The organism is Pseudomonas sp. FP2338 (assembly GCF_030687515.1).
GTDB classification, from domain to species: domain Bacteria; phylum Pseudomonadota; class Gammaproteobacteria; order Pseudomonadales; family Pseudomonadaceae; genus Aquipseudomonas; species Aquipseudomonas salomonii.
The window spans coordinates 5,576,167-5,601,887 of the sequence record NZ_CP117436.1; the positions used below are offsets into that span (position 1 = coordinate 5,576,167).

The 25,721-nt window shown below is 60.6% G+C and carries 25 protein-coding genes; 10 read left to right on the forward strand and 15 right to left on the reverse strand.

Features of this window, described 5'->3' with window-relative positions; genetic code table 11:
• Positions 1-4: 4 nt before the first annotated feature.
• Complete coding sequence (locus PSH96_RS25195; protein WP_056862011.1) at positions 5-1,342, reverse strand: DEAD/DEAH box helicase; 1,338 nt, start codon at positions 1,340-1,342, stop codon at positions 5-7.
• Positions 1,343-1,404: 62 nt separating this feature from the next.
• Entirely contained in the window at positions 1,405-2,301 is an 897-nt protein-coding gene (gene yedA / locus PSH96_RS25200; RefSeq protein WP_305455913.1) for a drug/metabolite exporter YedA, read from the reverse strand.
• A gap of 160 nt (positions 2,302-2,461) precedes the next feature.
• On the opposite strand from yedA, the gene PSH96_RS25205 reads away from it, so the two are divergent.
• Entirely contained in the window at positions 2,462-2,917 is a 456-nt protein-coding gene (locus PSH96_RS25205) for an Lrp/AsnC family transcriptional regulator (RefSeq protein WP_305455915.1), read from the forward strand.
• The gene (locus PSH96_RS25210) at positions 2,907-3,605 is read left to right on the forward strand and encodes a cyclase family protein (RefSeq protein WP_305455917.1); all 699 of its coding nucleotides are present in this window, start codon (positions 2,907-2,909) and stop codon (positions 3,603-3,605) included. The genes PSH96_RS25205 and PSH96_RS25210 overlap by 11 nt, the downstream gene beginning before the upstream one ends.
• Before the next feature lie 36 nt (positions 3,606-3,641).
• On the opposite strand, the gene PSH96_RS25215 is transcribed toward PSH96_RS25210, so the two are convergent.
• Both PSH96_RS25215 and PSH96_RS25220 read right to left on the reverse strand, forming a co-directional pair.
• Positions 3,642-3,905 carry an acyl carrier protein gene (locus tag PSH96_RS25215; protein ID WP_305455918.1) on the reverse strand — a complete coding sequence of 88 codons (264 nt, stop codon included), beginning with the start codon at positions 3,903-3,905 and terminating at the stop codon, positions 3,642-3,644.
• Complete coding sequence (locus PSH96_RS25220) at positions 3,895-4,461, reverse strand: hypothetical protein (protein WP_305455919.1); 567 nt, start codon at positions 4,459-4,461, stop codon at positions 3,895-3,897. Before PSH96_RS25220 ends, PSH96_RS25215 begins: the two co-directional genes overlap by 11 nt.
• A 493-nt stretch (positions 4,462-4,954) precedes the next feature.
• Between PSH96_RS25220 and PSH96_RS25225 the strand changes: the two genes are divergently transcribed.
• Positions 4,955-5,251, forward strand: coding sequence for a DUF3077 domain-containing protein (locus PSH96_RS25225; RefSeq protein ID WP_305455921.1), 297 nt, complete (start codon positions 4,955-4,957; stop codon positions 5,249-5,251).
• Between the two features lie 141 nt (positions 5,252-5,392).
• Here the strand turns inward: PSH96_RS25225 and PSH96_RS25230 are convergent, their stop codons facing one another.
• From PSH96_RS25230 to PSH96_RS25240, 3 genes are all read right to left on the reverse strand, one after another.
• Positions 5,393-6,004, reverse strand: a complete 612-nt coding sequence (locus PSH96_RS25230; protein WP_305455923.1) for a PolC-type DNA polymerase III — start codon at positions 6,002-6,004, stop codon at positions 5,393-5,395.
• Between the two features lie 43 nt (positions 6,005-6,047).
• Positions 6,048-6,524, reverse strand: a complete 477-nt coding sequence (locus tag PSH96_RS25235) for an NYN domain-containing protein (RefSeq protein ID WP_017139349.1) — start codon at positions 6,522-6,524, stop codon at positions 6,048-6,050.
• 117 nt (positions 6,525-6,641) lie between these two features.
• Complete coding sequence (locus PSH96_RS25240; RefSeq protein ID WP_305455925.1) at positions 6,642-7,412, reverse strand: DUF2076 domain-containing protein; 771 nt, start codon at positions 7,410-7,412, stop codon at positions 6,642-6,644.
• A gap of 180 nt (positions 7,413-7,592) precedes the next feature.
• Between PSH96_RS25240 and PSH96_RS25245 the strand changes: the two genes are divergently transcribed.
• Both PSH96_RS25245 and PSH96_RS25250 read left to right on the forward strand, forming a co-directional pair.
• Positions 7,593-8,252, forward strand: a complete 660-nt coding sequence (locus PSH96_RS25245; protein WP_069786530.1) for a YciC family protein — start codon at positions 7,593-7,595, stop codon at positions 8,250-8,252.
• Between the two features lie 41 nt (positions 8,253-8,293).
• The gene (locus PSH96_RS25250; protein WP_305455928.1) at positions 8,294-9,382 is read left to right on the forward strand and encodes an endonuclease/exonuclease/phosphatase family protein; all 1,089 of its coding nucleotides are present in this window, start codon (positions 8,294-8,296) and stop codon (positions 9,380-9,382) included.
• Between the two features lie 139 nt (positions 9,383-9,521).
• Here the strand turns inward: PSH96_RS25250 and hrpB are convergent, their stop codons facing one another.
• The gene (gene hrpB, locus PSH96_RS25255; protein ID WP_305455931.1) at positions 9,522-12,029 is read right to left on the reverse strand and encodes an ATP-dependent helicase HrpB; all 2,508 of its coding nucleotides are present in this window, start codon (positions 12,027-12,029) and stop codon (positions 9,522-9,524) included.
• 220 nt (positions 12,030-12,249) lie between these two features.
• Between hrpB and PSH96_RS25260 the strand changes: the two genes are divergently transcribed.
• Positions 12,250-12,669: a polyribonucleotide nucleotidyltransferase gene (locus tag PSH96_RS25260; protein WP_305455933.1), complete on the forward strand. Its 420-nt coding sequence runs from the start codon at positions 12,250-12,252 to the stop codon at positions 12,667-12,669.
• Positions 12,670-12,684: 15 nt separating this feature from the next.
• Positions 12,685-13,578 carry a cation diffusion facilitator family transporter gene (locus PSH96_RS25265; protein WP_305455935.1) on the forward strand — a complete coding sequence of 298 codons (894 nt, stop codon included), beginning with the start codon at positions 12,685-12,687 and terminating at the stop codon, positions 13,576-13,578.
• Here PSH96_RS25265 and PSH96_RS25270 read toward each other — a convergent pair.
• A complete protein-coding gene (locus PSH96_RS25270; RefSeq protein ID WP_305455936.1) occupies positions 13,575-14,633 on the reverse strand; it encodes a DUF6515 family protein in 1,059 nt (352 codons plus the stop codon). The two genes, PSH96_RS25265 and PSH96_RS25270, sit on opposite strands and share 4 nt — an antisense overlap.
• 443 nt (positions 14,634-15,076) lie before the next feature.
• Here PSH96_RS25270 and PSH96_RS25275 point away from each other — a divergent pair, with 443 nt between their 5' ends.
• Together PSH96_RS25275 and PSH96_RS25280 are read left to right on the forward strand one after the other, a co-directional pair.
• Positions 15,077-15,556 (forward strand): Lrp/AsnC family transcriptional regulator, encoded by a 480-nt coding sequence (locus PSH96_RS25275; RefSeq protein WP_003194418.1) that lies wholly within the window; start codon positions 15,077-15,079, stop codon positions 15,554-15,556.
• A 202-nt stretch (positions 15,557-15,758) separates the two neighbouring features.
• A complete protein-coding gene (locus PSH96_RS25280; protein ID WP_025999909.1) occupies positions 15,759-15,968 on the forward strand; it encodes a DUF2788 domain-containing protein in 210 nt (69 codons plus the stop codon).
• Here the strand turns inward: PSH96_RS25280 and PSH96_RS25285 are convergent.
• The 6 genes from PSH96_RS25285 to PSH96_RS25310 all read right to left on the reverse strand — a co-directional run bounded on the left by PSH96_RS25285 (position 15,963) and on the right by PSH96_RS25310 (position 24,644).
• Positions 15,963-16,598, reverse strand: coding sequence for a pseudouridine synthase (locus PSH96_RS25285; RefSeq protein ID WP_305455938.1), 636 nt, complete (start codon positions 16,596-16,598; stop codon positions 15,963-15,965). The two genes, PSH96_RS25280 and PSH96_RS25285, sit on opposite strands and share 6 nt — an antisense overlap.
• Before the next feature lie 71 nt (positions 16,599-16,669).
• Positions 16,670-18,142, reverse strand: coding sequence for an AMP nucleosidase (amn, locus tag PSH96_RS25290; protein ID WP_162232034.1), 1,473 nt, complete (start codon positions 18,140-18,142; stop codon positions 16,670-16,672).
• A 1,036-nt stretch (positions 18,143-19,178) separates the two neighbouring features.
• Positions 19,179-20,036 (reverse strand): IS3 family transposase, encoded by an 858-nt coding sequence (locus PSH96_RS25295; protein WP_305460074.1) that lies wholly within the window; start codon positions 20,034-20,036, stop codon positions 19,179-19,181.
• Positions 20,033-20,326 (reverse strand): transposase, encoded by a 294-nt coding sequence (locus PSH96_RS25300; RefSeq protein ID WP_305453582.1) that lies wholly within the window; start codon positions 20,324-20,326, stop codon positions 20,033-20,035. Before PSH96_RS25300 ends, PSH96_RS25295 begins: the two co-directional genes overlap by 4 nt.
• A 199-nt stretch (positions 20,327-20,525) precedes the next feature.
• Complete coding sequence (locus tag PSH96_RS25305; protein WP_305455940.1) at positions 20,526-22,175, reverse strand: acyl-CoA dehydrogenase family protein; 1,650 nt, start codon at positions 22,173-22,175, stop codon at positions 20,526-20,528.
• Between the two features lie 90 nt (positions 22,176-22,265).
• Positions 22,266-24,644, reverse strand: a complete 2,379-nt coding sequence (locus tag PSH96_RS25310; RefSeq protein WP_305455941.1) for a hybrid sensor histidine kinase/response regulator — start codon at positions 24,642-24,644, stop codon at positions 22,266-22,268.
• A 274-nt stretch (positions 24,645-24,918) separates the two neighbouring features.
• Here PSH96_RS25310 and PSH96_RS25315 point away from each other — a divergent pair, with 274 nt between their 5' ends.
• Positions 24,919-25,716 (forward strand): hydroxymethylpyrimidine/phosphomethylpyrimidine kinase, encoded by a 798-nt coding sequence (locus PSH96_RS25315; protein ID WP_305455942.1) that lies wholly within the window; start codon positions 24,919-24,921, stop codon positions 25,714-25,716.
• Positions 25,717-25,721 lie beyond the last annotated feature (5 nt).

Below are 25,721 nucleotides of genomic sequence, written 5' to 3' on the forward strand. Positions count from 1 at the left end.
AGACTTACTTCTTCTTACGCGGCCCGGTATTAAACACCGGCACTTTACGCACCGGTTTAATCGACGGCTCAGCCGGCGCCACATCACCACTGTCCACCCACTTACCCAAATTGCGCTTGCCGCCACCGCCGCCCGACGCTTTAGGCTTCTTCGGCTTTTTCGGCTTCTTCACCACTTGCCCGCTGGCATCGGTGTCCGGCACGCGGTGCTCAGGTTCAAAATCCGGCTCCATCTGGCGGGTCAGCGTCTGACGCGTGAGCATCTCGATGGCCGACAGCATGTTCACTTCATCGGCACACACCAGCGAAATCGCCTCACCGGTGTTGCCCGCCCGGCCAGTACGGCCGATACGGTGGATGTAGTCTTCAGCCACGATCGGCAGGTCAAAGTTGACCACCAGCGGCAAGTCTTCAATATCCAGGCCACGGGCCGCCACGTCGGTGGCTACCAGAATCTGCACATCGCTGGATTTGAAACGGTCCAGCGCGCGTTGGCGGGTGGCTTGGGGTTTGTCGCCATGGATGCCGTCGGCATTGATGCCCAGGCCCTGCAACTTGTCCACCAGCGCATCCACACCGTTACGGGTCTTGGCGAACACCAGCACCTGCTTCCAACGGCCTTTGCGCATCAAGTGCACAAACAGCTCCGGCTTGCGCTTCTTGTCCACCGGCACCACCCACTGCTTCACGGTGCTGGCGGCGACGTTACGCGGGCTCACTTCAATGCTCAGCGGGTCGTTGAGCATCTGCCCGGCCAATTGGCGGATTTCATCGGAGAAGGTCGCGGAGAACAGCAGCGTCTGGCGCTTTTTCGGCAGCATGCGGTAGATGTTCGCCAGCTCTTCGGAGAAGCCCAGGTCGAGCATGCGGTCGGCTTCATCCAATACCAGCGTTTGCAACTGGTTGAGTTTCAGCGCGTTCTGGCGGAACAGGTCGATCAGGCGGCCCGGCGTGGCGACCAGAATGTCGACGCCCTTGCGCAGCTTCATCATCTGCGGGTTGATGCTCACGCCGCCGTACACCGCGTAAGTGGTCAGCGGCAGGTGTTGCGCGTACTCGGCGACGCTGGCGTGAACCTGCTCGGCCAGCTCGCGGGTCGGGCACAGGATCAGCGCACGCGCCGAGTTGGCGGCGACTTTCGGCCCTTCCATGGTCAGCAACTGCAGGAGCGGCAGGGCGAAACCAGCAGTTTTGCCGGTGCCGGTCTGGGCCGCGGCCATCAGGTCGCGACCGGCCAACACCGCCGGAATGGCTTGCGCCTGCACCGGCGTCGGGGTCTGGTAGCCAAGCGTCTCAAGGGCGCGCAGCAAGGGTTCGATCAGGCCAAGTGTGGCGAAAGTCATGTGTTTACCGTAGGAAAAATTCAGCGCTTAGGCGGGTAAAAAAAGCCGCAATGCGCCGCAGTTTACCTTATTTCCGGTTTTGGCTTACGCCACTGTGGCAGGCTGATCAATAGCACCGCGCTGATGATCACCAGCATCGCCAAGGCTTCTTCCATGCCGATGGTCTCACCGACGAACACAATCCCCAACAACACCGCGACGGCCGGGTTTACATAGGCATAGCTGGTCGCCGCCGCCGGGCGTACGTGCTTGAGCAGGTACATATAGGCATTGAAGGCGATGATCGAACCGAACACGGCCAAGTACGCCAGAGCCAGCCAGCCTTCAATCGGCGGCACAGCCTGCAGGCGTTCGCCGCAGAGCGCACTGCCCACCAACAGCAAAGCACCGGCGACGATCATTTCCGCCGCACTGGCCATCGCACCGGCAGGTAATGGCAAGTGCCTGCTCCACACCGAGCCAAAAGCCCAGGAGGCAGCGGCGAACAGCAACAACATCGCCCCGGCTGGGCTCGATTGCAGGTTGGAACCCATATTGAGCATGGCAATGCCGATAATCCCCAGCACCACCCCGGCCCATTCCAGGCGGGTATTACGCGCGCCCCAGAAATAGCCGAACAGCAACGTGAACAATGGCACCGTCGCTACCGCCAATGCCGCAACACCCGACGTTACCCCCGTGTGCTCAGCCACCGACACCGCGCCATTGCCAAAGGTGAGCAGCAAAATGCCGATCTTGCCCGCAGCCTTCCACTGCACCCACGTCGGCGCAGGTGCCCCGCGCCAGCGCAAAAAGCCATACATCAGCAAACCCGCCACCAGGAATCGAATCCCGCCGAGCATCAGCGGCGGCCAGTATTCAACGCCGATTCGAATCACTAAGTAGGTGGAACCCCAAATCACATACAGCGCAAAAAAAGCGGCGATCAACGGTAATGGAAAGCGACGTGGGCCAGGCATTGGGCGGCTCGATGGCAGGAGATGGGAGGCTTATTCTAAAAAGGCAGCACGCTAAACATAAGTTACAAAACCTGTTTAAAGCGCCGATACACTTTTCAAAGCATGGTTGTGAGGGCTATAAACCGTGCTTTCGAAAGCCACACGTTACTGGAGCCTTATCATGGACAAATACGACCGCATGCTCCTCAGCGCCCTGCTCGAAGACGGCCGCGCGTCCTACGCGCAATTGGCCCGCACGGTAAACCTTTCTGCGCCCGCCGTGGCTGAGCGCGTGGCCAAGCTGGAGGCCAGCGGCGTGATCACCGGGTATCAGGCCAAGGTGGATCTATCCAAAATCGGCTTGCCTATCCAATGCACGATCGAACTGCGCTTGACCAATAACGGCAGCCAGAAGGTCTACGACGCGCTGGCTGAAATTCCCGAGCTGACCGAATGCCACCGGGTCACGGGCGACCCGTGCGTGATCATGCAGGCGGCGGTGGGTTCGATGCCGGAGCTTGAGAACCTGATTAACCGCGTGGCGAAATTCGGGTTCAGCAAGACCTCGATTATTTTGTCCAGCGCGATAGAACGGCGGGTGCCGTTGGGCCATTTGGAGGTAAAAAATGCTGGGTAAGCACAGCAAAATCGTCAGCCTCAGCCACCCGATCACTGCGCGCATTCCATTGTGGCCGGGGGATCCGCCGGTGGTATTTGAAGACGTCGCGTGCCTGGGAAAAGATGGCTATTTCCTGCGCCGCTTCAGTATGGGCGAACACAGCGCCACCCACATGAATGCACCGAACAGCTTCTATGCCGATGGCATCGGGATTGACGGCTATCAACCCCAAGACCTGGTTCGGCCTGCCGTGGTGATTGACGTGCGCGCGCAAACCCAAGGTAACCGCGACTACCAGATCGGCCTGCATGACCTTCAAGCCTGGGAACACCAACACGGGCGCATCGAGCCGGGCTCGGTCGTGCTGATGTACACCGGCTGGCAGCACCTCTGGAACGACCCCATCGGCTTTTTTGGCGAAGATGCCCAAGGCCTGCACTTCCCAGGCATTGGCGAGCCGGCGATACGCTGGCTGCTGGAACACCGACAGATCGCCGGCGTGGGCATTGATACCCACGGGGTTGATCCGGGGCAAAGCACTGCCTTTGCCACCAACCATGCCGTACTGGCCGGCAATGGCATCGTATTGGAGTGCCTGACCCATCTGGAGCGGCTGCCGGCCAAGGGCGCGACCCTTGTGATTGGAGTACTGGGACTGGAAGGCGGCTCGGGATCGCCGGTCTCGGTGATGGCGTTTATTCCCTGACAACGCCATCGTCGCGGTGCGATGGGTTCAGTTGCATCACTGCATATTTGAACGCTGAACAATCAGATCGACAATCTGCTGGAAAGTCGTGATGTGATCCCAGTCTTCCTGAGTCGCTTGCAGGTTGAATTGCCACTTGATCTGCATGACGAAGCAGGTCAAATCCTCATCAATGATCTTGAAGTCATGGATGAAATCCGTCTGCTCGGTCACCTGGCTTCGGTCGATGAAGCCGATGATATCGACGAACAGCTGAATCACTTTTTCGCTGATCTCGGTTCGGGTCAGACTACCTTCCATTTCTCGCCTCATAGGCACACTTACCAATACTGATCAGGTCAAAAATAGCCAACCCCGCAGCAACGAAGGGGATGCCCCGCCCAATAATGCCAAATACTCGAACGGTGCCGAACGTTGCTTTTGCCATCTTGGCCGCTGTCGGTTGCCGGATCAGTGTTCGAGGGAAAAAGCGCATTCCAATGAGGCTAGCCAAATTCGTCGTTTTGCTTGAGCCGACGTGGACCCAAGTCCCCACGGCGATTTTGCTGATCGGTATGCCCGCCGCGCCAGTAAGAACCGTTGCTGCCGTCAGGCCGTAGTGTTGCTGCGTGCATTTCCAGAGGTCGTCAACGGTGGTGTCAGGCGCCGTGGTGTCCGCCTGAACGGGCTTGAGTAACGTGTAACTGGCCCCATGAGTCCATCCTGGCGAATTAGGCAAAACCATGACTGCCGGGCAGCTTGTCATCGTGTTTCCCAAATGAAAAGTCATGCTGGACGTCGAGCCGAAATCGACGCCATTGCGCTGGAGTTCAAATTGGCTTCGCATAATTGCTGTGTGGAGATCGCTTTCCTGCATGACGTAGTCCCTTTACGTAAATAGCAGGCGAGATGTTAAGTCGCAAAAAGGCGCGATAGGCGGGTGAAGGGAAAAACCAGAATGGTCCGACGACGCAATAGGGCTTCCCCTACTTACCATTCGGAAAGAATGAAAAAGCCCCTAAAAACAGCTGATGTTTTGGTGGCCAGCAGGACCGATCCCTTTCATTTGCGGGACGTTTCCTAGAGAATTCCACGGCCTTGTTTCCGTCGGATCAGGTAGCTAGTCTCGCTCCGTCATCGAATGTTTGGTGGCCGGACGTGCAAGTCCGACGGCAAGTAAGATCCATAAACAACCTACAGCTAAATGCCAGCTTCCATGTTGGCGTTTGCCCTTATGGCGGCTGTACGTGGGAGACCTTCGGGTCTGCTGGGTTTGACTTCTTGCCCCGGTCTTGCACACCTACGTACAGTTGCCACCCTCTTCGCGTGCAAGCGGACGGTGCCAACTTCTTCCAGCAAGGAGTTCAACCATGGCCAAAGTTACCCCCGATCCACCCAACTTCCTCAGCGAAGACGCCCTCCTCAACCGCCGAGCCATCGACTATTACCTCAAAGCATCCGCCCCGGACGCGCCCAATTTTGTGCTCAATGACAACCTGAGTTTCGAAGACGCCCTCGCCCATGCGGCCGACTTGCTGCATTGCGCGGTGGAGACGGTGAATGTGTCGGGGGAGACGCTCAGCACCCAGCAGCGGGCGGTGATGCATTTGGTGGGGATGGCCAAAGGTGTGGTGGATCGGGCGTTGGAGTGTGTGAAGCCTCGATGAGCACCGCATAACCCAATGTGGGAGCGGGCTTGCTCGCGAAGGCGGTGGGTCAGTCAATATATTCGGCGACTGACACACTGCATTCGCGAGCAAGCCCGCTCCCACATTTTGAGCTTCAGTGTTCTTGGAATTGGGGTTGGTTTAGAACCCGCGGTGCTTTTTCAGGTGTTCGTTGATCTTCGCCGCGGGCACTTTCTGCAAGGTACACAGCAAATCGTGGGACAGTTCGCGCAAGCCGTGGGTGCCGCGCAGTTGCTGGGCCAGGTGCGTGGTGAGGTTGGCCGCCATTTCCGCATCCGCCATCGCCCGGTGAGCCTTGCCGGTGTGGGGCAGTTGGGCGAGCGCGTTCAGCGTGCCGAGCTTGTGGTTGGGTGCCGACGGCATCAGGCGGCGGGCCAGCAGCAGCGAGCAGGCGAATTTTTGCAGGCGGGTGCGGCGGATCAGGCCCAGTTCAAAGTCCCAGAACCTCTGGTCGAACGCGGCGTTGTGCGCCAGCAGTGGCGTGGTGCCGACAAATTCATTCACTTCATTCATCACCCGCTCAGCCGGTGGCGCGCTGCGCAGCATGGCGTTGCTGATGCCGGTGAGTTGTTCGATAAACCCAGGCACGCGCACGCCGGCATTCATCAGGCTCTGGTAGCGGTCCACGATTTGGCCGCGTTCGAGGATAACCACCGCGATTTCCGTGGCCCGGCAGTGGCTGCTCGGGGTAATGCCGGTGGTTTCAAAGTCGATGACCGCTATACGTTCCAAACCTGTTCCAACTCCGTCTAACTATTTATTGAGCCTGAGGCGCTTATTTAAGCAGCAGCGCGCCTTCGATGGGCACGTAGCGGCTGGCGGCGCGAATCAGCGAGTTGGCCGTCAGCCCCGGCACGCCGTAGGCCACGGCTTCAACGCCGTGCTTTTGGATGATGCGTTCGAGCAGCATGTCGAAATCACCATCGCCGGAGGCCAGCACCACTTCGTCGACGTGGTCGGCGGCGTCCATGATGTCCAGGGTGATGCCCACGTCCCAGTCGCCTTTGGCCGAGCCGTCGGCGCGCTGGATGTAGGGTTTGAGTTTTACCGTAAAGCCCAGGTTGCGCAGGATCTGCTGGAATTGCTGCTGCTTGCTGTCGCCACGGTCGATGGCATAGGCATAGGCCTCGACGATCTGCCCGCGTGAACTGATATCAGCCCACAGCGCCGCATAGTTGAAGTGGCAGCCATACGCCTGGCGCACGGTGTAGTAGAGGTTTTGTACATCGGCGAACACCGCTATTTTTTTCACCGCAGTTCCTCATGACAGCCAGGCGCCAAGGCCCGGAAAGGTTGCCAGTATGCCAGCCATGGGAAAGTTTCAGCGAAAAATCAGCCCGGGGCGACGAAGCGCCCCGGTTGAAGTAGGTCAGACGAAGGAGTCGTCGTCGCCAAAGGAGGAGGAATCGTCGGAATAGTCGCTGTCTGCGAAGCTGTCGGATGAGTTGTCATTGCCCCAGCTGTCGTTGCCGGCAAACTTCTGGTCGTCATTGCCCCAGTTGCCGTTGTCACTGGCCGGTGCCGGCTCTTCGCGGATGATTTCTTCCACCACCTGCGGCTGCTGCGAGTTGTGGCTGAACAGGCTGCTGATGCCTTCGGCCAGCATCACACCACCGGCCACACCGGCGGCGGTTTTCAGCGCGCCACCAAGGAAGCCACTGCCGATAGGCGCGGCGGGGGCTTGCTGCGGCTGTTGATAATTCTGCTGTGGCGCAGCGTAGTTCTGCTGCGGTGCAGGCTGGCCAAACGAAGGCCGCGCCGGCTCACGCCAGCCGCCGCCGGAAGTAGGCGGAGCACTTTGTGGCGGTTGCGAATCGCGGGAACTGCTGCCACCAAAGATGCTCGACAGGAAGCCACCACTGCTCGGCGCCGGTTGCGCGGCCTGTGAGCGGGCCTGTTGCAGCTCATCCTGCAATTGCTGGATCTGCTGCGCCTGTTGCTTGTTCTGCGCGTCGAGGCTCTTGATCGCGTGTTCTTGCACCAGGATCGACTGGGTCATGTAGTACCCGGCGGCCGGTTGGCGAGTCATGTGCTCCTTGATCCGCGCTTCGGCCAGGGCGTCGCGGGGGGCTGAGTCCGTTTCGGCTTGTTGCAACCGTGAAAACAGTCCATCGATCAGGGTTTGCTCTTCGCTGTTCATGGCGACCTCGTTAGATTGCCGGTAGAAATCATGGGCCCGCCTGTAATCAGGTGAGCTACAGCGTAGTTATGGGGGTGTTACCAGACGTTTCAATGGTCTTTACGTAAGGTTTACGTTTGCTTACCTCTCGTCATGATCGGTTAAAGTGTTGGCCTTGCTTTTAGGGCTGTGATGAACCTGATGAATCCGTTAGACGTATTGCGCGACTCCCTCCGTTTCACCCAACGCAACCTGGGCGCCATCGTCCAGCTGTGCCTGCCGTTGGTGATCCTCGAAGCCCTGCTGCAACAGGTGCTCGACCACACACTGGGCCCGGATGCGTTCCCCGGTTACAGCGTGGTCGTCGGGTTGTTGGTGTACCCGCTGTACACCGGCGCCTTGATCCTGTTTCTGGATGCGCGCACCCGTGGTGAGTCGCCCAGCACTAAAGATGTGTGGGCCATGGCCCTGGCGATGTGGCCGCGTTTCGCCCTGCTGACGGCGGTCAGCACCTTGCTGATTTTGCTGGGGCTGTCGTTGTACTTCCTGCCGGGCCTGTGGCTGATGGTGGTGCTGGCGTTTGCCGAGTACCTGCTGGTGTTGCGCGGCATGTCAGCGCTGGAGGCGATGAAGGAAAGTTTGCGCCTGACCCGTGGGCATTTCTGGCGAATCCTGGTGTGCCTGCTGTGCGTAATGACGCCATTGTGGCTGCTCAAAGGCGCGAGCGTGGCGGTGTACCCCAACCCCGCGCCGCTGCTGGGTTTGCTGATCGACAGTGCCCACAGCTTCCTGCAACTGTTTACCAGCGTGGTACTTTTCCGTTTGTTTATGCTGATCGGTGGCGATGCCGACGCACGGTGATATGCTCCGTGCCACCTCTGATAACGCTATAAGCCGAGCCAATGACCCGTTTATTGCGCATCACCCTGCTGAGCCTGTTGATCATCGCGGGCCTGCTCGCGGCCCTGATCTACAGCCTGACCTGGCGCCCCGTCGACAAGCAGACCCTGCCCGTCAGCTGCGTAGCACCACGTGCGCCGACCTTGCTGCCGGGGCAGGCGCTCAAGGTCATGACCTGGAACGTGCAATACCTGGCCGGCAAGAACTATGTGTTCTGGTACGACAGCCCCGACGGCAAAGGCCCGGACGATCGCCCCACTGTGGAAGACATGGCCTTCAGCCTGGACGAAGTGGCGCGGGTGATTCGCGACGAACAGCCCGACATCCTGCTGTTGCAGGAACTCGATGAAGGCGCCAAGTCCTCTCACTATCAGGACCAGGTGGCGTTGCTCCAGGAACGCCTGGTCGACCTTTACCCGTGCAGCGCCCAGGCTTTCGACTGGAAAGCCGACTTTGTGCCCAACCTGCATATCTTCGGCAGCGTCGGCCGCAAGCTCGTCACGCTGAGCCGCTACCAGATCGAACACGCCGAACGCCTGCAATTACCGGTGTCGCCGGCCAACTTCATCAGCCGCCAGTTCCAGCCTAAACCTGCGTTGTTGCTGACCTACCTGCCGTTGAGCGATGGCGGCCAACTGGCTGTGCTCAACACCCGCCTGGACGGCGATAAGCCTGGGCGTTCGGCGGTGCAGGAGCAGGCCAAAGCCACGCTAAAACTGTTGGATAAGTTCGAAGGCCGTGGCACGCCTTGGCTGATTGGTGGGGATTTCAACCTGCTGCCGCTGGGGCAGTTCCTGCGCCTGGACGCGGGCAAGCGCGGGCAATATTCGCCGGACAGCGAGCTGCATTTGCTGTGGGATAAATACCCGATGATTCCGAGTAACAGTGAATCCAGTGGGATTGACCGGGCGAAGTGGCTGACACACTTCCCCAATGACCCGAGCGTGGATGGGCCGGATCGGACCTTGGATTATTTGTTCTACAGCCCAAGGATCAAGCGGGTGGAAGCCAAGGTGCGCCAGGAGGACACACTGCGCATCTCCAACCACCTGCCAGTGATCGCCCGGTTCCTGCTGCCGGCAGCGCAATAACCCACACCACAACACCCCATGTGGGAGCGGGCTTTTGTGGGAGCTGGCTTGCCTGCGATAGCATCGCCTCGGTGAAACGGATAGACCGAGTCGTCTGTATCGCAGGCAAGCCAGCTCCCACATTGGATCTTCACATCACCTACTTTCGGGGTTTGATCCGGGCGGTGGGTTCGGCCACCAACGGATCATCCGGCCAGTAATGCTTGGGGTATCTTCCTTTCAAATCTTTCTTCACTTCGGCGTAGGTACTGCGCCAGAAGTTCGCCAGGTCCTGCGTCACCTGCACCGGCCGGCGCGCCGGGGACAGCAGGTGCAGCTTGACCACCTGGCGCCCGCCGGCAATGCGCGGTGTGTCCGCCAGCCCGAACAATTCCTGCAAGCGCACAGCCAGAATCGGCGGCTGTTCGCTGTAGTCCAAACGCACTGATGAGCCCGAGGGCACCTTCACATGCTGTGGCGCCAGCTCGTCCAGGCGTTGGGGCAGCGGCCAGGGCAGCAGGTTGTGCAGGAAGCTGGAAATATCCAAATTAGAAAAGTGGCTGAGGCGCGAGACTTTGCCCAGGTAGGGCATCAGCCAATGCTCCAAATCGGCCAGCAAGGCTTTGTCGCTGATATCCGGCCATTCGCTGGTTTTACCCGCGTCCAGCTGGCGCAGCAGCATGACGCGGGCCTGCCATTGGCGCAGTTCGGGCGTCCACGGCAGCAGCTCCAGGCCTTTGCGACGCACCAGGTTGACCAGTGCCTGGCTGCGCGCGGACTCATCCAGGCCGGTCAGCGGCTCACGGCTGAGCACCAGCTCACCGACTTTGCGCTGGCGTTCGGCGCGCAGCACGCCTTCGCGTTCATCCCAATCAAGCTGGTCAACCGTGCGCACTTGCTCGGCCAGCACGCTGTCGAACAGCGCCGGGTCAAAGTCCGCCGCCAGGTAAATACGCTCTTCGCGCTGGCCCTGGCGGCTGCCAAGGTCGGCAATCACTAGCCACGGTTGCTTCATCAGGCTGTCGGCCTCGGCGAACAGCGCGGCGCGGCCGTTGGCCAGGCGATATTCGGCGCCACCGGGGCGGCGTTGCTGGGCGACGCGGTCGGGGTAGGCCAGCGCCAGCAAGGCGCCGAGCCAACGCGGGTGATCGGGGTCGGCCACCGCTTGAGTCGGCTGGCCTCGCAAGTAGCCCCGGTACTGACGGGCCAGTTGCTTGGCCCGCTGCACGCCGCCCTGGGTGCCACGCGCACGTTCTTCGCCCGACATCAATGCCAGGCGAGTGTGCAAATCCGCACCGCCGCCGCGCAAGATATCGCGCTCACCCAATAAGGCCGCCACCTCACAGGCGGTCGCGGCCAGCCCCAGGTCCTGGCCGCGCAGCAACAAGTGGGCGATGCGCGGGTGCGCGGGCAACTCCGCCATTTTCTGGCCATGGGCAGTGAGTGTGTCGTCGTTTAACGCGCCGAGGCGCACCAGCAAATCCTGGGCCTGGGCGTACGCGGCGGTCGGCGGCACGTCCAGCCACACCAGTTGCGTGGGCGTCACGCCCCAGCGCGCCAGTTGCAAGGCCATGCCCGCCAGGTCGGCGGCGAGGATTTCCGCACTGCCGTAGGCGGCCAAACCTTCGTGCTGGTCTTCGGACCACAGGCGATAACACACACCCGGCTCCAGCCGCCCTGCCCGGCCGGCTCGCTGAGTGGCACTGGCGCGGGAAATGCGTTGGGTGTCGAGGCGGGTCATGCCGCTGCCGGGGTCGAAACGCGGCACCCGCGCCAGCCCGGCGTCGATCACCACGCGAACGCCATTGATGGTCAGGCTGGTCTCGGCAATGTTGGTGGCCAGCACCACTTTGCGCTTGCCGGCGGGCGCCGGGTCGATGGCGGCGCGCTGGGCGTTGAGGTCGAGTTCACCATGCAGCGGGCACAGCAGCACATCAGGGCAATCACCCAAGGCTTCGGCCAGTTGTTGATTGACCCGGCGAATCTCGGCCTGCCCCGGCAGAAACACCAGAATGCTGCCCGTTTGGTCCTGCACCGCGTCGAGGACGGTCTGCACCACACGCGGCTCGATAAATTCACCGGCCTGGTAAGGCCGCCCCCAGCGCATCTGCACCGGGAACATGCGCCCTTCGCTGCGTAGAATCGGCGCGTCGTCCAGCAGACCCGCCAGGCGCTCGCCTTCGAGGGTGGCGGACATCAGCAGGATTTTCAGCGGTTGCTCGTCGCGAAACAGCTCGCGGCCGTTGAGGCTCAGGGCCAGTGCCAGGTCGGCGTCGAGGCTGCGTTCGTGGAACTCGTCAAAAATCAGCAAACCCACGCCGTCCAGTGCCGGGTCGTCTTGCAGCCGGCGCGTGAGAATGCCTTCGGTGACCACTTCGATGCGGGTGTTGGGGCCGACTTTGCTGTCCAGGCGGATGCGGTAGCCGACGGTTTCACCGACCTTTTCACCCAGCTCACTGGCCAGGCGTTCGGCAGCCGCTCGCGCGGCAAGGCGCCGAGGTTCGAGCATCAGGATGGTTTGCCCGGCCAGCCAAGGCTCATTCAATAAAGCCAACGGCACGCGGGTGGTTTTACCGGCACCGGGCGGCGCTTCCAGCACGGCCTCATGGCGATTCGCCAAGGCGTCACGCAGGGCGGGTAAAACATCATCAATCGGCAACGAATTCATACTGGCTCCAAAGCAGAGCGGCGAGTATAACGGCGAACGTTCGTCCTTAATTGGAATGCAGGCAAATGTGGGAGCTGGCTTGCCTGCGATAGCGGTGGGTCAGCCCGCCCATGTGGCACTGATACACCGCTATCGCAGGCAAGCCAGCTCCCACATTAGAGCGGCGTGGCTCAATACAATTGTCATATAGTTTCGTATCAACCGTGTTCAGGAGCATTTTATGCGTATCGCTTCCCGTGTTATCGGCGGTGTCCTCGCCGTCACCCTGCTGAGCCAACTGACGGCCTGCGGCTCGATTTTCTACCCGGACCGTCGTGGCCAGATCGACGGCAAGATCGACCCGGCCATTGCCGTGCTCGACGCCGTGGGCCTGCTGTTTTATGTGATCCCGGGCCTGATCGCCTTTGGCGTGGACTTCGCCACCGGCGCCATCTACTTCGAGCCGGGCAAGACCGCCCAAGTCGCGCCGGAAAAACTGCACGAAGCCATTGGCGCCGACGGCAAGGTCGACAACGCCAAGCTGCAAACCATCATTGAAAAGGAAACCGGCCGCCGCCTGCCGCTGGATGACCCGCGCATGCTCCAGTTCAAGGGCAGCGTGCAACAACTCGCGTCCCTGGGCCTGCAACCCGCCGCTTAAGGACTGTATCCGCTTATGACCAGCAGTCCCGAACACGCCAGGCTCCTGCGCCTGGCCACCCGCGCCTCGGTGGGCGTGGCCTGTGCGCTGATTATCACCAAGGCCATCGCCTGGTGGTTCAGTGGCTCGGTGAGCATGCTCGCCGGGTTGACCGACTCGCTGCTCGATGGCGTGACCTCGCTGCTGAACTTGCTCGCGGTGCATTACGCGCTGCGCCCAGCCGATGACGATCATCGTTATGGGCATGGCAAGGCCGAATCGCTGTCGGGCATGGCCCAGGCGTTGTTTATCGCCGGCAGTGCCGTGTTGATCGCCTTCCAGGCGTACCAGCGTTTGCAGCACCCGGAACCGGTCGGCGCGCCGTGGCTGAGCATTGGCGTCATCGTGTTTTCGCTGCTGATGACCGTGGCGCTGCTGATGCTGCAACACCGGGTAATCCGCGAAACCGGCTCCAACGCCGTGCGCGCCGACTCACTGCACTACCGCTCCGACCTGATGCTCAACGGCAGCATTCTGGTGGCACTGGTGTTGGCAGGGTTTGGCTTTCATCAGGTGGATGCGTGGTTCGGCCTCGGTATTGCCGCTTATATCCTGTGGAGCGCGATCCAGATCGCCCGCGAGAGCTTTGCCGTGCTGATGGATGAGGAACTACCGTCGGATGTCAGCCAGCACATGCTGGAATTGGCGCGCGGTGTGCCGGGCGTGCTGGGTGCGCATGATTTGCGCACGCGCATTTCCGGCAGCCACTGGTTTGTGCAGTTGCATTTGGAATTGCCGGGGGAACTGACCCTGTCAGTGGCCCACGGCATCAGCGACCAGGCCGCCGATGCCATTCACAGGGCTTACCCGCGTGCCGAAGTGCTGGTGCACGCCGACCCGCGGGAAGTGGTGACGGGTAACAAGGCCTAGTACTGCACCTGATAACCACGACTGGTCAGGCAGTTACCCTGGGCCTGGCGGTAGGTTTGCACCACCGCCGGGTCCGGGGCGTAGGTGACGGTGCGTGGGTCGAAACCGCTTTGCTGCACCGCCCAGCGATAACAGTCGTAGCCGTCCTGCTGCACCTGGGCCGGTGACTGGCCGTTGGCCGGGTAGGCCACCACGTCATAGCCGTTGCCCTGCGGCGCGGGTTGTGGCGCCGGCACTTCGGTCGGCGGTTGCACCACGACGTATTGCTGGGTGGCGTTTTCATAGGTGTAGTAGGAACCCGCCGCGAGGAAGAACAACGCACTGCCCACCCACACTTCCCGTGCGTAGTCCGGCAGGTATTGCACGCGGATGCCATAGGGCGGCGTCACCACCACATAGCGCGGGCCTTGCGGGCGATACCAGTAGCCGCCGGAGAAGAAGTAATCCTGGCCACGGTAGGGCACGCGATAATTGCGATCGGGGAAACGGTCAACGGTGTAGCCGGGACGATATTGCGGGCCTGGCCCCCAGCCGTTGCCGTGACCATTGGGCCGACCCGGCCAGCGGTTGTCATTGGGGTGCCCGTTATTAAAGCCGCCGCCCGGACGTGGGCCTGGGCCATTGCCGACCTGCCAGTGCTGGTTGCCATCGTTACGGCGCGGAATGTCCTGATAGTAACCCTGGCGCGGTTCCTGGGTTTGCCGCACCGTGTCCGGGCGGCCCTGGATCGGCAGGTTGTTCGCTGGCTGCGGCGCCGGCCGCGGTTGCTCGGCATTTTGCGGGCGGCCTTGCCACTGCCCACCGCCGTGCTGCTGTTGCTCGGCGCGATCAAAATGCGGGTTCTGTGGGCGCGGTTGGTTGTTTTCCGGACGCGGTTGAGTGTTCTGTGGGCGCGGTGGGTTATTTTGCGGGCGCGCCTGTTCATTGCCACGCCCGACTTCCGGGCCTCTTTCATGCTGACCACCGCCTTCATAGCGCGGGTCGTCGGCCATCACTTGGGTGCCGACGCTTACCATCAGCAAACCTACACCTGCCATACGCCAGATGCGCTTCATGCTATTCCTCACTGCGGATTAGGGCCTGGAGTGTCCGGCCTTACTGCATGAGACTGGAAAAGCCTCACCCGGTTCTGAGACAGGTTATCAGTCACGAGAAGTATTTTTTGAGGTAAACGCGCAGACAAAGAAAAAGGGGCGACCCGTCGGCCACCCCTTGAGAATTTCGTCCTGGCTCAACGCTTTTGACGTTGGCTCACCTCACGCCGTCTTGTGGACAGTGTGCAGCCTGGAGGCCGGCTCAACCCTGCTGGGGCGGCGGCCGCAGCAGGCCTGATTGGGCCCGCTGCAGTGGACTGTTGTCCAGGCGGTGATTCTGTTGATAAAGATACAGGCACACGTCCGACAGATGATTGCGAAGATTGCGTCAATAAACAGTGCTTGCGCAATTTTTAACCCTTCATAGATAATTCACCGCAATAGTTACGACAAAGGCCAACCCAATGAGCAAGCTTGACCGATACGACCTGAGTATTTTGGCGGAATTGCAGCGCGACGCGAGGATCTCCAACCAGGAGTTGGCCGAACGCATCGGCCTGTCGCCGTCGCCGTGCTCACGCCGGGTCAAGCAGTTGGAAGACGACGGTTATATTGCACGCCAGGTCGCCCTGCTCGACCGCAAGATGCTCGGCCTGAGCCTTACGGCCTATGTACTGATCGGCATGGACCGTCACACACCTGAGCGATTCGAGAATTTCGAAGCGGCGATCCGCACCCTGCCGCAGGTGCTGGAGTGCAGTTTGGTCACCGGGATGGATGCGGACTATCAGCTGAAAGTGGTGGTGCCGGACATGGACCACTACCAGAAATTGCTGCTGGGGCATTTGACCCGGATTGAAGGCGTGACCAGCGTAAGGTCGAGCTTTGTGCTGAACCAGGTGCTCAACAGCACCGAGTTGCCGCTGACGCACCTGCGTACCTGATCTCAAGCACACTGGTGATCGCTTGTGGGAGCTGGCTTGCCTGCGATAGCGGTGAATCAGAGGCTTATCCTTAGCTAACACACCGCTATCGCAGGCAAGCCAGCTCCCACATTGACCGCGTTACGACGCAGGTCAATGTTGTGCTTGAAGCCCTGCCTTATACTTCCCGCCTGCCCTGTCGGAAAAAATCCCCATGAACAACATCGACCCCGCCCTCTTTGAAGAATGGATGATGACCGGCCTGGTCACGATCCTGATCATCTTCATGGGCTTTATCGTCTGGGACCTGGCGAAGAAATCCAAGGCTGGGCGCTTTGGGTCGTTCATCCTGTTTTTCGTGCTGGGCCTGGGCGTAGCCGCGTTCATCATCAAAAGCGTGGTGATCGGACTGATCGAGTCCGGCGCTTTATAAACGCGCCGGCACTGCCTTCCATTGGCCTTGGTCCAGGCCATCAATCGACCAGTCACCAATACGCACACGCACCAGGCGCAAGGTCGGCAAGCCCACCGCCGCAGTCATGCGCCGCACCTGGCGGTTACGCCCCTCACGGATGACCAACTCCAGCCAGTACGTCGGCACGCTTTTGCGAAAGCGCACCGGCGGGTTGCGCGGCCACAGTTCGGGTTCGTCCAACTGCCGCGCTTGAGCAGGCAAGGTCATGCCGTCATTCAGCTCTACGCCGTCACGCAGGCGTTGCAGCTGTTCTTCGGTGGGCTCGCCTTCAACTTGCACCCAGTAGGTTTTCGCCAGCTTGTGCTTGGGGTCGGCAATGCGCGCCTGTAACTGGCCATCGTTGGTCAGCAGCAGCAGGCCTTCGCTGTCACGGTCCAGGCGCCCGGCCGGGTAGATGCCGGGAATATCGATAAAGTCCTTGAGGGTCGCGCGCCCGCCTTCGTCGCTGAATTGGGTCAGCACGTCGAAGGGTTTATTGAACAGGATCAACTTCGGCTCGGCCGGTGGCGCCTTGGCAACACGCCGTGCTGCAGAATATGGGGGTTTCACGCCAGGGCGGCGCGAATCGGGGCGGGTAGGACGGGACATGGCAAAGGAACATCTAACGGTCAGGACCGACAATGCTAGTGGCCTGACCGCTAAATGACCATCCCAACCGCTTAGCGGAACGGCGGCTCGTCGAAGCTGCGCAGTTTGCGCGAGTGCAGCGAGTTGAGTTCGGTGCGCAACAAATCCACCGCCTCGATGCCGATTTTCAAGTGCTGGCTGACCGCACGCTCATAAAACGCGTTGGCCGAACCCGGCAGCTTGATCTCGCTGTGCAGCGGCTTGTCCGACACGCACAGCAAGGTGCCGTACGGAACCCGCAAACGGTAGCCTTGGGCGGCGATCGTGCCGCTTTCCATGTCCACGGCCACAGCGCGAGACAGGTTGATCAGTGGCCGCTCTTGCGCCCAGCGCAGTTCCCAGTTGCGGTCGTCGTAGGTCAGCACGGTGCCGGTGCGCAGGCGCTTTTTAAGCTCTTCGCCTTTCTCGCCGGTGACATTGGCAGCGGCTTGCTGCAAGGCCATCTGCACTTCGGCCAGCGCCGGGATAGGGATGTTCGGCGGCACGACGCGGTCGAGAATCCCGTCGCGACGCATATAGGCGTGAGCCAATACGTAGTCGCCGATGGTCTGGGATTGGCGCAGGCCGCCGCAGTGGCCGATCATCAGCCAGCAATGCGGGCGCAGCACGGCCAAGTGGTCGGTGATGTTCTTGGCGTTGGACGGGCCGACGCCGATGTTCACCAGGGTCACGCCGTGGCCATCAGTGGCCTGCAGGTGGTAGGCCGGCATCTGGTAACGGTGCCACACCACGCCTGCGGCAATGGCCGAGGCTTCGCCGTGGTCCATGCTCTTGTCGATGATCACGTTGCCCGGCAGCACCATGCGGATAAACCGTGGGTCGCTGCGCAGTTGCTCGAGGCCATGCAGGATGAACTGGTCAACATAGCGGTGGTAGTTGGTCAGCAGGATCCATGGCTGCACATGGCGCCAGTCGCTGCCGGTGTAGTGCACCAGGCGGCGCAGGGAAAAGTCCACGCGCGCCGCATCGAACAGCGCCAGTGGCAGCGGGTCGGTGTTTTCCCAGTCGTAGAGGCCATCGGCAATGCCGTCGGTGGCGGCGGACAAGTCGGTGCTGGGGAATACACGGGCGAGGGTCGCAGCGGTAACGCCGGAGCCAGCCAGTTCATCACCCTGCTCCACCACATACGGGTACGGAATATTCTGCTGGCTCACGCCGACTTCCACCGTCACGGTGAAGTCATGCATCAACGGCACCAGTTGCTCCAGCAGGTACTTACGGAACGCCGCAGGATGGGTGACGGTGACACTGTAGGTTCCCGGCAATTGCACCTTGGCGTATGCGCGGGTGGTCTGTGGGACTTCGCCGTGGCAGTGGTAGGTCAGGCGCAATTCCGGGTAGCGAAACAGCGCGCGTTGTTCGGCGTCCGGCTCGACGCGGTCCTTGAGGTATTGCTTGAGGGCTTGGTTAAGCGCACCGGTAGCGCGCTCATGCAGAGCGGCCAGCCGGTCCACGGCTTCTTCGGCGGTTTGAACGACAACAAAAGCTTCGGTCACGGTAAGCATCCTGTGTTCTGACTTGCAGGCCTTTATCTTGCCTGTATCCCAAGCTCACTGAAACACCGGAATTGGAATGCTGCTTTTAAAGGTGGGAGCTGGCTTGCCTGCGATGGCGGTGTGTCAGCTAAGGGTATGCCAATGATTCGCCGCTATTGCAGCATGGGCATCTGCACAAATATTGGCGTTTGTGGTGTTGGGCTGGTTTATCGTCGCGGTGGGTGGAGGAGTACATATCCGTTGCTGCGGTAACGGCTACTTAGGGTTCCGCTCTTACAGCGGGTCACTTTTGGCAAACGCCCGGAATGCCGGCCCAGCCAAAAGTAACCAAAAGGTCTGTGCCCCACCACTCGGCACCTCGCCTAGGCTCGGTGTGCCCTCACTCCGGCCATCGTGGTTAACGGGGCGCCTCAGATCAAAAGCAGATCAAGATCAAGATCTACAGCACGGCGGCCTGAAAGCCGACCTGAGTGGTTGAATCAAAAGCCAGATCAAGTACAAAGCAAAAGCCTGTCTACCTGATACAACGCGCTCCCACTGTTGACCGCATGCAGTTTTGACTATGAGGTCGGCTGCGGATTTGCAGGCACTGAACATGTGCTTTTCTGTGGGAGCTGGCTTGCCTGCGATGCAGACACCTCGGTACATCAGGTACACCGGGTTGATGCCATCGCAGCGGTGCGACGATTCGACAAGCCAGCTCCCACCTTTGACCGAGTTTGGCTGCGCTGTTGCTGTTGCTGTTGCTCTGGCCCTTACATCCTTTTCGATGACGAAGTCAGCGGTCTTTTGATCTGCGCTTGTGATTTTGATCTTGATCTGAAATCGCCCCGTCAAACACGATGGCCGGAATCTGACAGTGATTTGGGGGGTAAACCGGCAGGGATGCCGGTTTAGCCGCCCCGCGCCATGGATGGCGCGTGGCGGCGGCCCCCCAAATCAGTGTCGGATTGCGGGCATGCCGAGCCACAGCGAGGCACCGAGTGTTGGGGCGAGGACCTTTTGGTGGACTTGTTCCCTCAAAACGTACGCCATGAAGCGAGTGTTAAGCAGTTTGCTTCAGTTGCTTTGCGTAGTCATTAGGTGAGCTGTATCCCAGCGCCGAGTGCAGCCGTGCCGCGTTGTAAAACCCATGGATGTAGCTTGCGATTGATGCATGGGCCTGTGCTTTGCTGGGATACACACCGATGGCTTCCTCCTTCTTGAGTGTGGCAAAAAAGCTCTCTGCCACGGCGTTATCCCAGCAATTCCCCTTACGGCTCATGCTTTGCACGAAGCCTCTTTCCGCGATCATGCTACGAAAACCGCTACCGGTGTATTGTCGGCCTCGATCAGAGTGAAAAATTACACCGTGATCAACTGGCGCTCTGGTCCAGGCGTTCATGAACGCCTGTTGTACCAAACCCTCGGGCATACGATCCGACAGGCTGTAACCCAGCACCTGCCGGGTCTGGATACTCAACACCACAGCCAAGTACAACCAACCCTGGCGAGTCGAAATATATGTGATATCCCCCACCCAGGCGGGTGCCGGGCTTGTCACGGAAAAACGTCGTTTCAACACGTTGTCAGAAATGGGTTGGATATACCGGTTATCCATCGAGTGTTTGAACCGGGCTTTGATTTTTCCTCGCAGCATCTCCTCTCTCATCAGACGAGCTACTCGCTTGTGCCCTATCGCGTACGAACGGTTATGAAGCGCCTTAACCATGCGTGGGCGCCCATAAGTGCCTCGGCTTGCCCGATGAATCGCACGAATTTCCAAGCGAATCGCCGCATCTGGATCAGGACGTTTCTGACGCTTCAAATAGCCGTGAAAGCCCGACACCGAGACCTCCATCACTCGACATAACAGCCTGACTGGAAAGTGAGTCCGTTCACGGGCGACGAAGGCGTATCTCAGTTGGACTCTCTGGCAAAGAACGCCGTCGCTTTTTTTAGGATTTCTCGCTCCATTTTGAGCGTGGCATTTTCAGCTCGAAGCCGAGCCAGCTCACTTTCCAGGTCAGAGACCGGATGCCGGGCAGGAGAACTGAGAGGACGCCCGTTGCGTGCGGCGTCCAGCCAATTACCTAAGGTTTTGACCGAGATATCCAACTGTCGGGCAGCTTCTCCTCGACCAATGCTTTCAGCGAGTGTCACTGCCTGAGCTTTGAAGTCATCGGTGTAACGGCGGCGAGTTTGCTGTGCCATAAGTGCCTCCAAGATTGCGATTAAAATATCGCTTCTTGGCGTCCGCTGCGAGGGAACAAGTCCATGGTTACTTTTGACTGGGCCGGCATTCCGGTCCTTGCAAAAGTGACCCGCCGTAAGGGCGGAACCCTAAGTGGCCGTTACCGCAGAAATGGATATGTACACCAAAAGCCAGCTCCCACAGTTTGACCGAGTGTCGTCAGAAGGCTGGCGTTGATCGGGTAACGATAGCCGCCACCTCCACACCCCGCGGCAAGGTGCCATACACCCGGCCGGACGACGCCCCCAGTCGGCTGGCGATAAACCCATCACTGACCACCGCATTCCCGGCCTCCAGCAACAGCTTGGCCTGCAACGCCACGGCAATGTCCTCGGTCAACTGCCGGGCGCGGTACTGGATATCCTGGGTATCCATAAACGCCGACTTCAATTGCTCGATATGCCGCACCAGTTGCTTGTCGCCATGCCCATCGCCCAGTTCGACAAACAACGCCTCCAGCACGCCCGGTTCTTTGGACAATGCGCGCAGCACATCCAGGCACTGCACATTGCCGGAACCTTCCCACGTCGAATTCACCGGTGCCTCACGGTACAGACGCGGCAGGATGCTGTCCTCCACGTACCCGGCGCCGCCCATGCACTCGGCCGCCTCATTGATCATGGCCGGAGCGCGCTTGCAGATCCAATACTTGCCCACCGCCGTCACCAGCCGGGCGAATTTGGCTTCCTGTTCGTTATCCAGATGGTCCAGCGCCCGGCCCATGCGCATGCTCAAGGCCAGGGAGGCTTCGCTCTCCAGCGCCAGGTCGGCCAGCACGTTTTGCATCAATGGTTGTTCACTGAGCACGCGGCCGCCGACTGAGCGATGGGCGCAATGATGGCTGGCCTGGGTCAACGCCTGACGCATCAAGGCGCTGGAGCCGACCATGCAGTCGAAACGGGTCATGGCGACCATCTCGATAATGGTCGGCACGCCACGGCCTTCTTCGCCAACCATCCACGCCAGGGCGCCACGGAACTCCACTTCGCTGGAGGCGTTGGAGCAGTTGCCGAGTTTGTTTTTCAGGCGCTGGATGTAGAACTGGTTGCGGGTGTCATCCGGGCGATGCCTTGGCAGCAGGAAACATGTCAGGCCTTTGTCGGTCTGCGCCAGGGTGAGGAACGCATCGCACATCGGCGCCGAGCAGAACCACTTGTGCCCGACCATCTCATAGGCCTGGCCAGGGCCGCCGGCGCCCACCGGGTAGGCGCGGGTGGTGTTGGCGCGCACGTCGGTGCCGCCCTGTTTCTCGGTCATGGCCATGCCGATGGTGGCGCCGGCTTTGTGGGCGATGCCGACGTTGCGCGGGTCGTATTCGGGGTTGAGGATTTTCGGCAGCCAGGTCTGCGCCAAGTCCGGTTGCAGGTGCAGGGCCGGGACGCAGGCGAAGGTCATGGTCAACGGGCAACCGCTGCCGGCTTCGGCCTGGCTGTGCAGGTAGGTCATGGCGGCGCGGGCCACATGGGCGCCGGGCTGCGGATGCGCCCACGGTAGCGATGGCAGGCCATGCTCGACGGCGGTGCGCATCAACTCGTGATAGGCCGGATGAAACTCCACCAGGTCGATGCGATGGCCGTAGCGGTCATGGCTGTTGAACACCGGCTTGTTCTGATTCGCCAAAAACCCGGCCTCCATCAGTGGCCCGCCCGCCAGCGCACCATACGCATCGACTCGAGCCTGCGCCCAGCCGGCGCCAAAGCGGCGCGACCATTCTTGCAAGGGCAGGTCGATGCGATAGAGGTTGGTACCGTCCAGGGACGGCGGCTGGTTGGTGACGTCGTGGGTTTCGGCAAACTGGTGCAGGTTCATGACGGGCCTCCTGGAAAATAGGCCACGTGCAGTTGAGGCCTGAATTTCAGTTAAGCACCGTCATCGGGCTTAAAAAAGTGGCATACCCGCCTATTGTTCGGCGCTTTCGCCCTCTAACGGGCACAACAGGCGCCGCTCCAGCACCGTTTGCAGCGCCTCGAAACGCACGGGTTTACTGAGGCGATCAGTGATGCCGACCCCATGGCAGCGTTCGCGATCCGGGGCGTGCAGCGAGGTGCTCAGGGCAATCACCGGCAGTTCGCCGCAGCCGGGTAGTGCACGAATCTGACAGCACAACGAGAAGCCGCCTTCAGACACATCCAGCAGCACCGCTTCAAACGTATCGTCCTGCAAGAGCGCCAAGGCGGCCGGGCCGTTATCCACGGTTTTCACCCGGTAACCCAGTTTAAGCAGCATGCCGCGTACCGCCAATTGGCCGACGCTGTTGTCGTCCACCAACAGCACCGTGCACTGCTGGGGCGCTCGTTGCGCATGGGGCTTGTGCGTTGCGGGCTTGGGCTCGGGCGGCACCGCGTTGACGCTCATGTCCAACTGGAAGCGGCTGCCCTTACTGAGTTCGGAATGATGGGTCAAACGCCCACCGAGCAGTTCTATCAGCTGCCGGCAAATCGCCAGGCCGATGCCCAGGCCGCCGTATTCGCGGGTCATCGAACCGTCGACCTGGAAGAAGCGCTGATACAGCGTGGCCTCATCGAGAAAAGCGAAGCCGATGCCGCTGTCGGTCACAATAAAGCTCAGGCGCAGCTCGCCGTCACTGTGGGGCACACCTACCACACGCACGCGCACCGCGCCTTCGTGGGTGAACTTGAAGGCATTGTCGAGCAGGCAGTCCAGGCACTGAGTGAGTTTGTCGGCATCGCCAATCACCCGGTCCGGCAGTTCATCGGCCACGTCAATGGAAAACTCCAGGCCTTTGTTCTGGGCGCTGGCGGTGAATTGCTGGCGCAAGGTGTCGAGGGTGCCGCGCAGGCTGAAGACCTGGGGCTGGGCGGTGAGGCGCCCGGCTTGCAATTCGGTCAGGGTGAGAATGCCGTTGACCATGCGCATCATGTCCCGCGCAGAACCGGCGGCGGTTTGCTGGTATTGGGCAAGGTCGTCGTCCAGCGGCACGGTTTGCATCAGCTCCAACGAGCCGATCACACCGTTCATTGGGGTGCGCAACTCGTGGGTCAGCGTGGCGAGGAACTCATCTTTAAGGCGGTTACTGCGTGCCAATTGCTGATTGAGCACTTCAAGCTTCTGGCTGGCGTCAAACAGGATCTGCGCCTGTTGCTCGCGCATGCCGTTGATGCGGTCCGCCAGGGCCAGGGACAACAGCGCCACTTCGATGGCCGAGCCGAGCTGGCTGGCGTACATGGTGAGGAACATATTCGGCAGGTAGCCCAACACCATCAGAGTGTTGACTACCCCGCCCAGCAGGAATGCCGACCAGGCGATGATGAAGTAACGCGCCATGCGCTGGCCGCAATACCAGGCCTTGATGGCGGCCACAAAGATGGTCACGGTAAACACCAGCGCCAACCCCGTGGCCAGACGCAGGGCCACGGCGTAGCTGGTCAGCAGCGCCAGCACCATGACCAACGCGCCGGCCGCTGCCAGCGCCAGTAAAACCCGATCGAGCCAGCGGCTGTGCTGCGCGGTGTGCAGGAAACTGCGCGCGAACAAGCTGCCGAACAACGCCGCCGAACCAATCAGGAACGGCACCGCCGCGTTCGCCCACCATGGGTTGTTCGGCCAGAAATACTCCACCGCTACGCCGTTGACCGACAGTTGGTACAGGCCAAACGAGGCGATATAAAGGATGTAATACAGGTAGCTGGTGTCGCGCACGCTCAAATAGATGAACAAGTTGTAGACCAGCATCCCGAGCAACACACCATAGATCGCCCCCAACACATACAGGCGCAGTGGCTGCTGCTCCATGTACGCGGTGGCGGACCAGAGCGTCAGCGGTGCCTGGATCGAGCCTTGGCTTTGCAGGCGCAGGTACACGGTTTGCTGCTGGTCGGGCACGAAGTTGAGCTTGAACAGGTAGTTGGCCTGGCGCACTTCACGGCTGGAAAACGCCAGGCTGCTGCCCGTGCGGCTAGTCAGGCGATAAATGCCGGTGCTGTCGCGCTGGTAAAGGTCGAGTTCGTTCAGCGGCGGGTACGCCAACTCCAGAAACCAGGTGCGCGGGGCTCGGGGGTCAGTGGCGGTGTAATGCAGGTCGACCTTGAGCCAGAACACCGAGCGCGAATAGCCGGCGTTGAGGGTGGCTTTGTCATGGGTTTTGAATTGAGCGGCGTAGGCGGGAGCACTGACATCGGAGATGGTGAGGGCGTCGGTTGGGTCTTCGAGTACTTGCATGACGCGGCCCAGCGGCAGGCTTCGAGTGTCCGGGTTGAACTCGATGGCGCTGGCGAGCATCGGCAGCCCGCACAATAAAAAGATCAGCAAATAGCGCATAGAGCCCCAGCGTGGCCTGTCCGGTTATGTCAAAAGCCCCCATTCCTTTTGAGTAGACGTATACCGGCGATACATTAAGTTGTTTGGATCCACTTTAGCATAGCCGCTAGAGGCCATTGGACACCATTGAAATAATTTTTTGAAAGGCTCTAGAACAGCACTTTCAGGCATATAAACGAATAAAAATGGTGAACCAACAGCCATAAACACAGGGTGAAATTCCCCGCTCGCCCAACAGCCACGCAAAAAGCGATTGGTGGTAAGCTCGCGCACCATGAATATCTACAGCTCTCGCCCTGTTGTCCTCTGTCTCTCCGGCCACGACCCCAGTGGTGGCGCCGGCTTGCAGGCAGATATCGAAGCCCTGCTTGCGCAAGGCTGTCATGCGGCTCCGGCCGTCACCGCCTTGACCGTGCAGAACACCGTCAATGTCAGCGATTTCCGCGTGCTCGACCGCGAGTGGGTGCTGGCCCAGGCCAATGCCGTGCTCAGCGACTCCGAAGTCGCGGCGGTGAAGTTGGGCATGCTCGGTTCCACCGCGATGGTCGACACCGTGGTCGAACTGCTGCAGGCGCACCCGCACCTGCCAGTGGTCTGCGACCCGGTGCTGCGTGCCGGTGGTGGCGGCAGCCTGGGCAAGGACGAAGTCGGCTATGCCATGCGTGAGCGGCTGTTGCCGCTGTCGCTGATCGCCACGCCGAACCTGCCGGAAGCGCGCATCCTCGCCGAATTGCCCGAGGGTACGGCGGACGAATGCGCCGAGAAGCTGCTGCCGTTTGTAAAGCATCTGCTGATCACCGGTGGCCACGGCGACGAGCATGAAGTGCACAACCGCCTGTACAACCGCGACGGCACGCGCCATACCTTTACCTGCCAGCGCCTGCCCGGCAGCTATCACGGTTCGGGTTGCACGCTGGCCAGCGCCTTGGCCGGCAGGATCGCCCAGGGAGAAAGCTTGGCCAGCGCGGTGCAATCGGCGCTCAACTACACTTGGCGCACCTTGCGTGATGCCGAACAACTCGGCCAGGGCCAGTTCGTGCCGCGCCGTTTGCCGCTGGATTTCTGCTCTTAACCGCA

What these genes read in the sequence shown, in the direction of transcription:
- PSH96_RS25310 (WP_305455941.1), bottom strand. Translation starts at nt 24,644, where the DNA reads ATGCGCTATTTGCTGATCTTTTTATTGTGCGGGCTGCCGATGCTCGCC.
- PSH96_RS25210 (WP_305455917.1), top strand. Translation starts at nt 2,907, where the DNA reads ATGCTGGGTAAGCACAGCAAAATCGTCAGCCTCAGCCACCCGATCACT.
- PSH96_RS25265 (WP_305455935.1), top strand. Translation starts at nt 12,685, where the DNA reads ATGACCAGCAGTCCCGAACACGCCAGGCTCCTGCGCCTGGCCACCCGC.
- PSH96_RS25245 (WP_069786530.1), top strand. Translation starts at nt 7,593, where the DNA reads ATGAATCCGTTAGACGTATTGCGCGACTCCCTCCGTTTCACCCAACGC.
- PSH96_RS25215 (WP_305455918.1), bottom strand. Translation starts at nt 3,905, where the DNA reads ATGGAAGGTAGTCTGACCCGAACCGAGATCAGCGAAAAAGTGATTCAG.
- yedA (WP_305455913.1), bottom strand. Translation starts at nt 2,301, where the DNA reads ATGCCTGGCCCACGTCGCTTTCCATTACCGTTGATCGCCGCTTTTTTT.
- hrpB (WP_305455931.1), bottom strand. Translation starts at nt 12,029, where the DNA reads ATGAATTCGTTGCCGATTGATGATGTTTTACCCGCCCTGCGTGACGCC.
- PSH96_RS25220 (WP_305455919.1), bottom strand. Translation starts at nt 4,461, where the DNA reads ATGCAGGAAAGCGATCTCCACACAGCAATTATGCGAAGCCAATTTGAA.
- PSH96_RS25285 (WP_305455938.1), bottom strand. Translation starts at nt 16,598, where the DNA reads ATGTCCCGTCCTACCCGCCCCGATTCGCGCCGCCCTGGCGTGAAACCC.
- PSH96_RS25225 (WP_305455921.1), top strand. Translation starts at nt 4,955, where the DNA reads ATGGCCAAAGTTACCCCCGATCCACCCAACTTCCTCAGCGAAGACGCC.
- PSH96_RS25315 (WP_305455942.1), top strand. Translation starts at nt 24,919, where the DNA reads ATGAATATCTACAGCTCTCGCCCTGTTGTCCTCTGTCTCTCCGGCCAC.
- PSH96_RS25195 (WP_056862011.1), bottom strand. Translation starts at nt 1,342, where the DNA reads ATGACTTTCGCCACACTTGGCCTGATCGAACCCTTGCTGCGCGCCCTT.
- PSH96_RS25250 (WP_305455928.1), top strand. Translation starts at nt 8,294, where the DNA reads ATGACCCGTTTATTGCGCATCACCCTGCTGAGCCTGTTGATCATCGCG.
- PSH96_RS25305 (WP_305455940.1), bottom strand. Translation starts at nt 22,175, where the DNA reads ATGAACCTGCACCAGTTTGCCGAAACCCACGACGTCACCAACCAGCCG.
- PSH96_RS25260 (WP_305455933.1), top strand. Translation starts at nt 12,250, where the DNA reads ATGCGTATCGCTTCCCGTGTTATCGGCGGTGTCCTCGCCGTCACCCTG.
- PSH96_RS25240 (WP_305455925.1), bottom strand. Translation starts at nt 7,412, where the DNA reads ATGAACAGCGAAGAGCAAACCCTGATCGATGGACTGTTTTCACGGTTG.
- PSH96_RS25205 (WP_305455915.1), top strand. Translation starts at nt 2,462, where the DNA reads ATGGACAAATACGACCGCATGCTCCTCAGCGCCCTGCTCGAAGACGGC.
- PSH96_RS25275 (WP_003194418.1), top strand. Translation starts at nt 15,077, where the DNA reads ATGAGCAAGCTTGACCGATACGACCTGAGTATTTTGGCGGAATTGCAG.
- PSH96_RS25300 (WP_305453582.1), bottom strand. Translation starts at nt 20,326, where the DNA reads ATGGCACAGCAAACTCGCCGCCGTTACACCGATGACTTCAAAGCTCAG.
- PSH96_RS25270 (WP_305455936.1), bottom strand. Translation starts at nt 14,633, where the DNA reads ATGAAGCGCATCTGGCGTATGGCAGGTGTAGGTTTGCTGATGGTAAGC.
- amn (WP_162232034.1), bottom strand. Translation starts at nt 18,142, where the DNA reads ATGCTTACCGTGACCGAAGCTTTTGTTGTCGTTCAAACCGCCGAAGAA.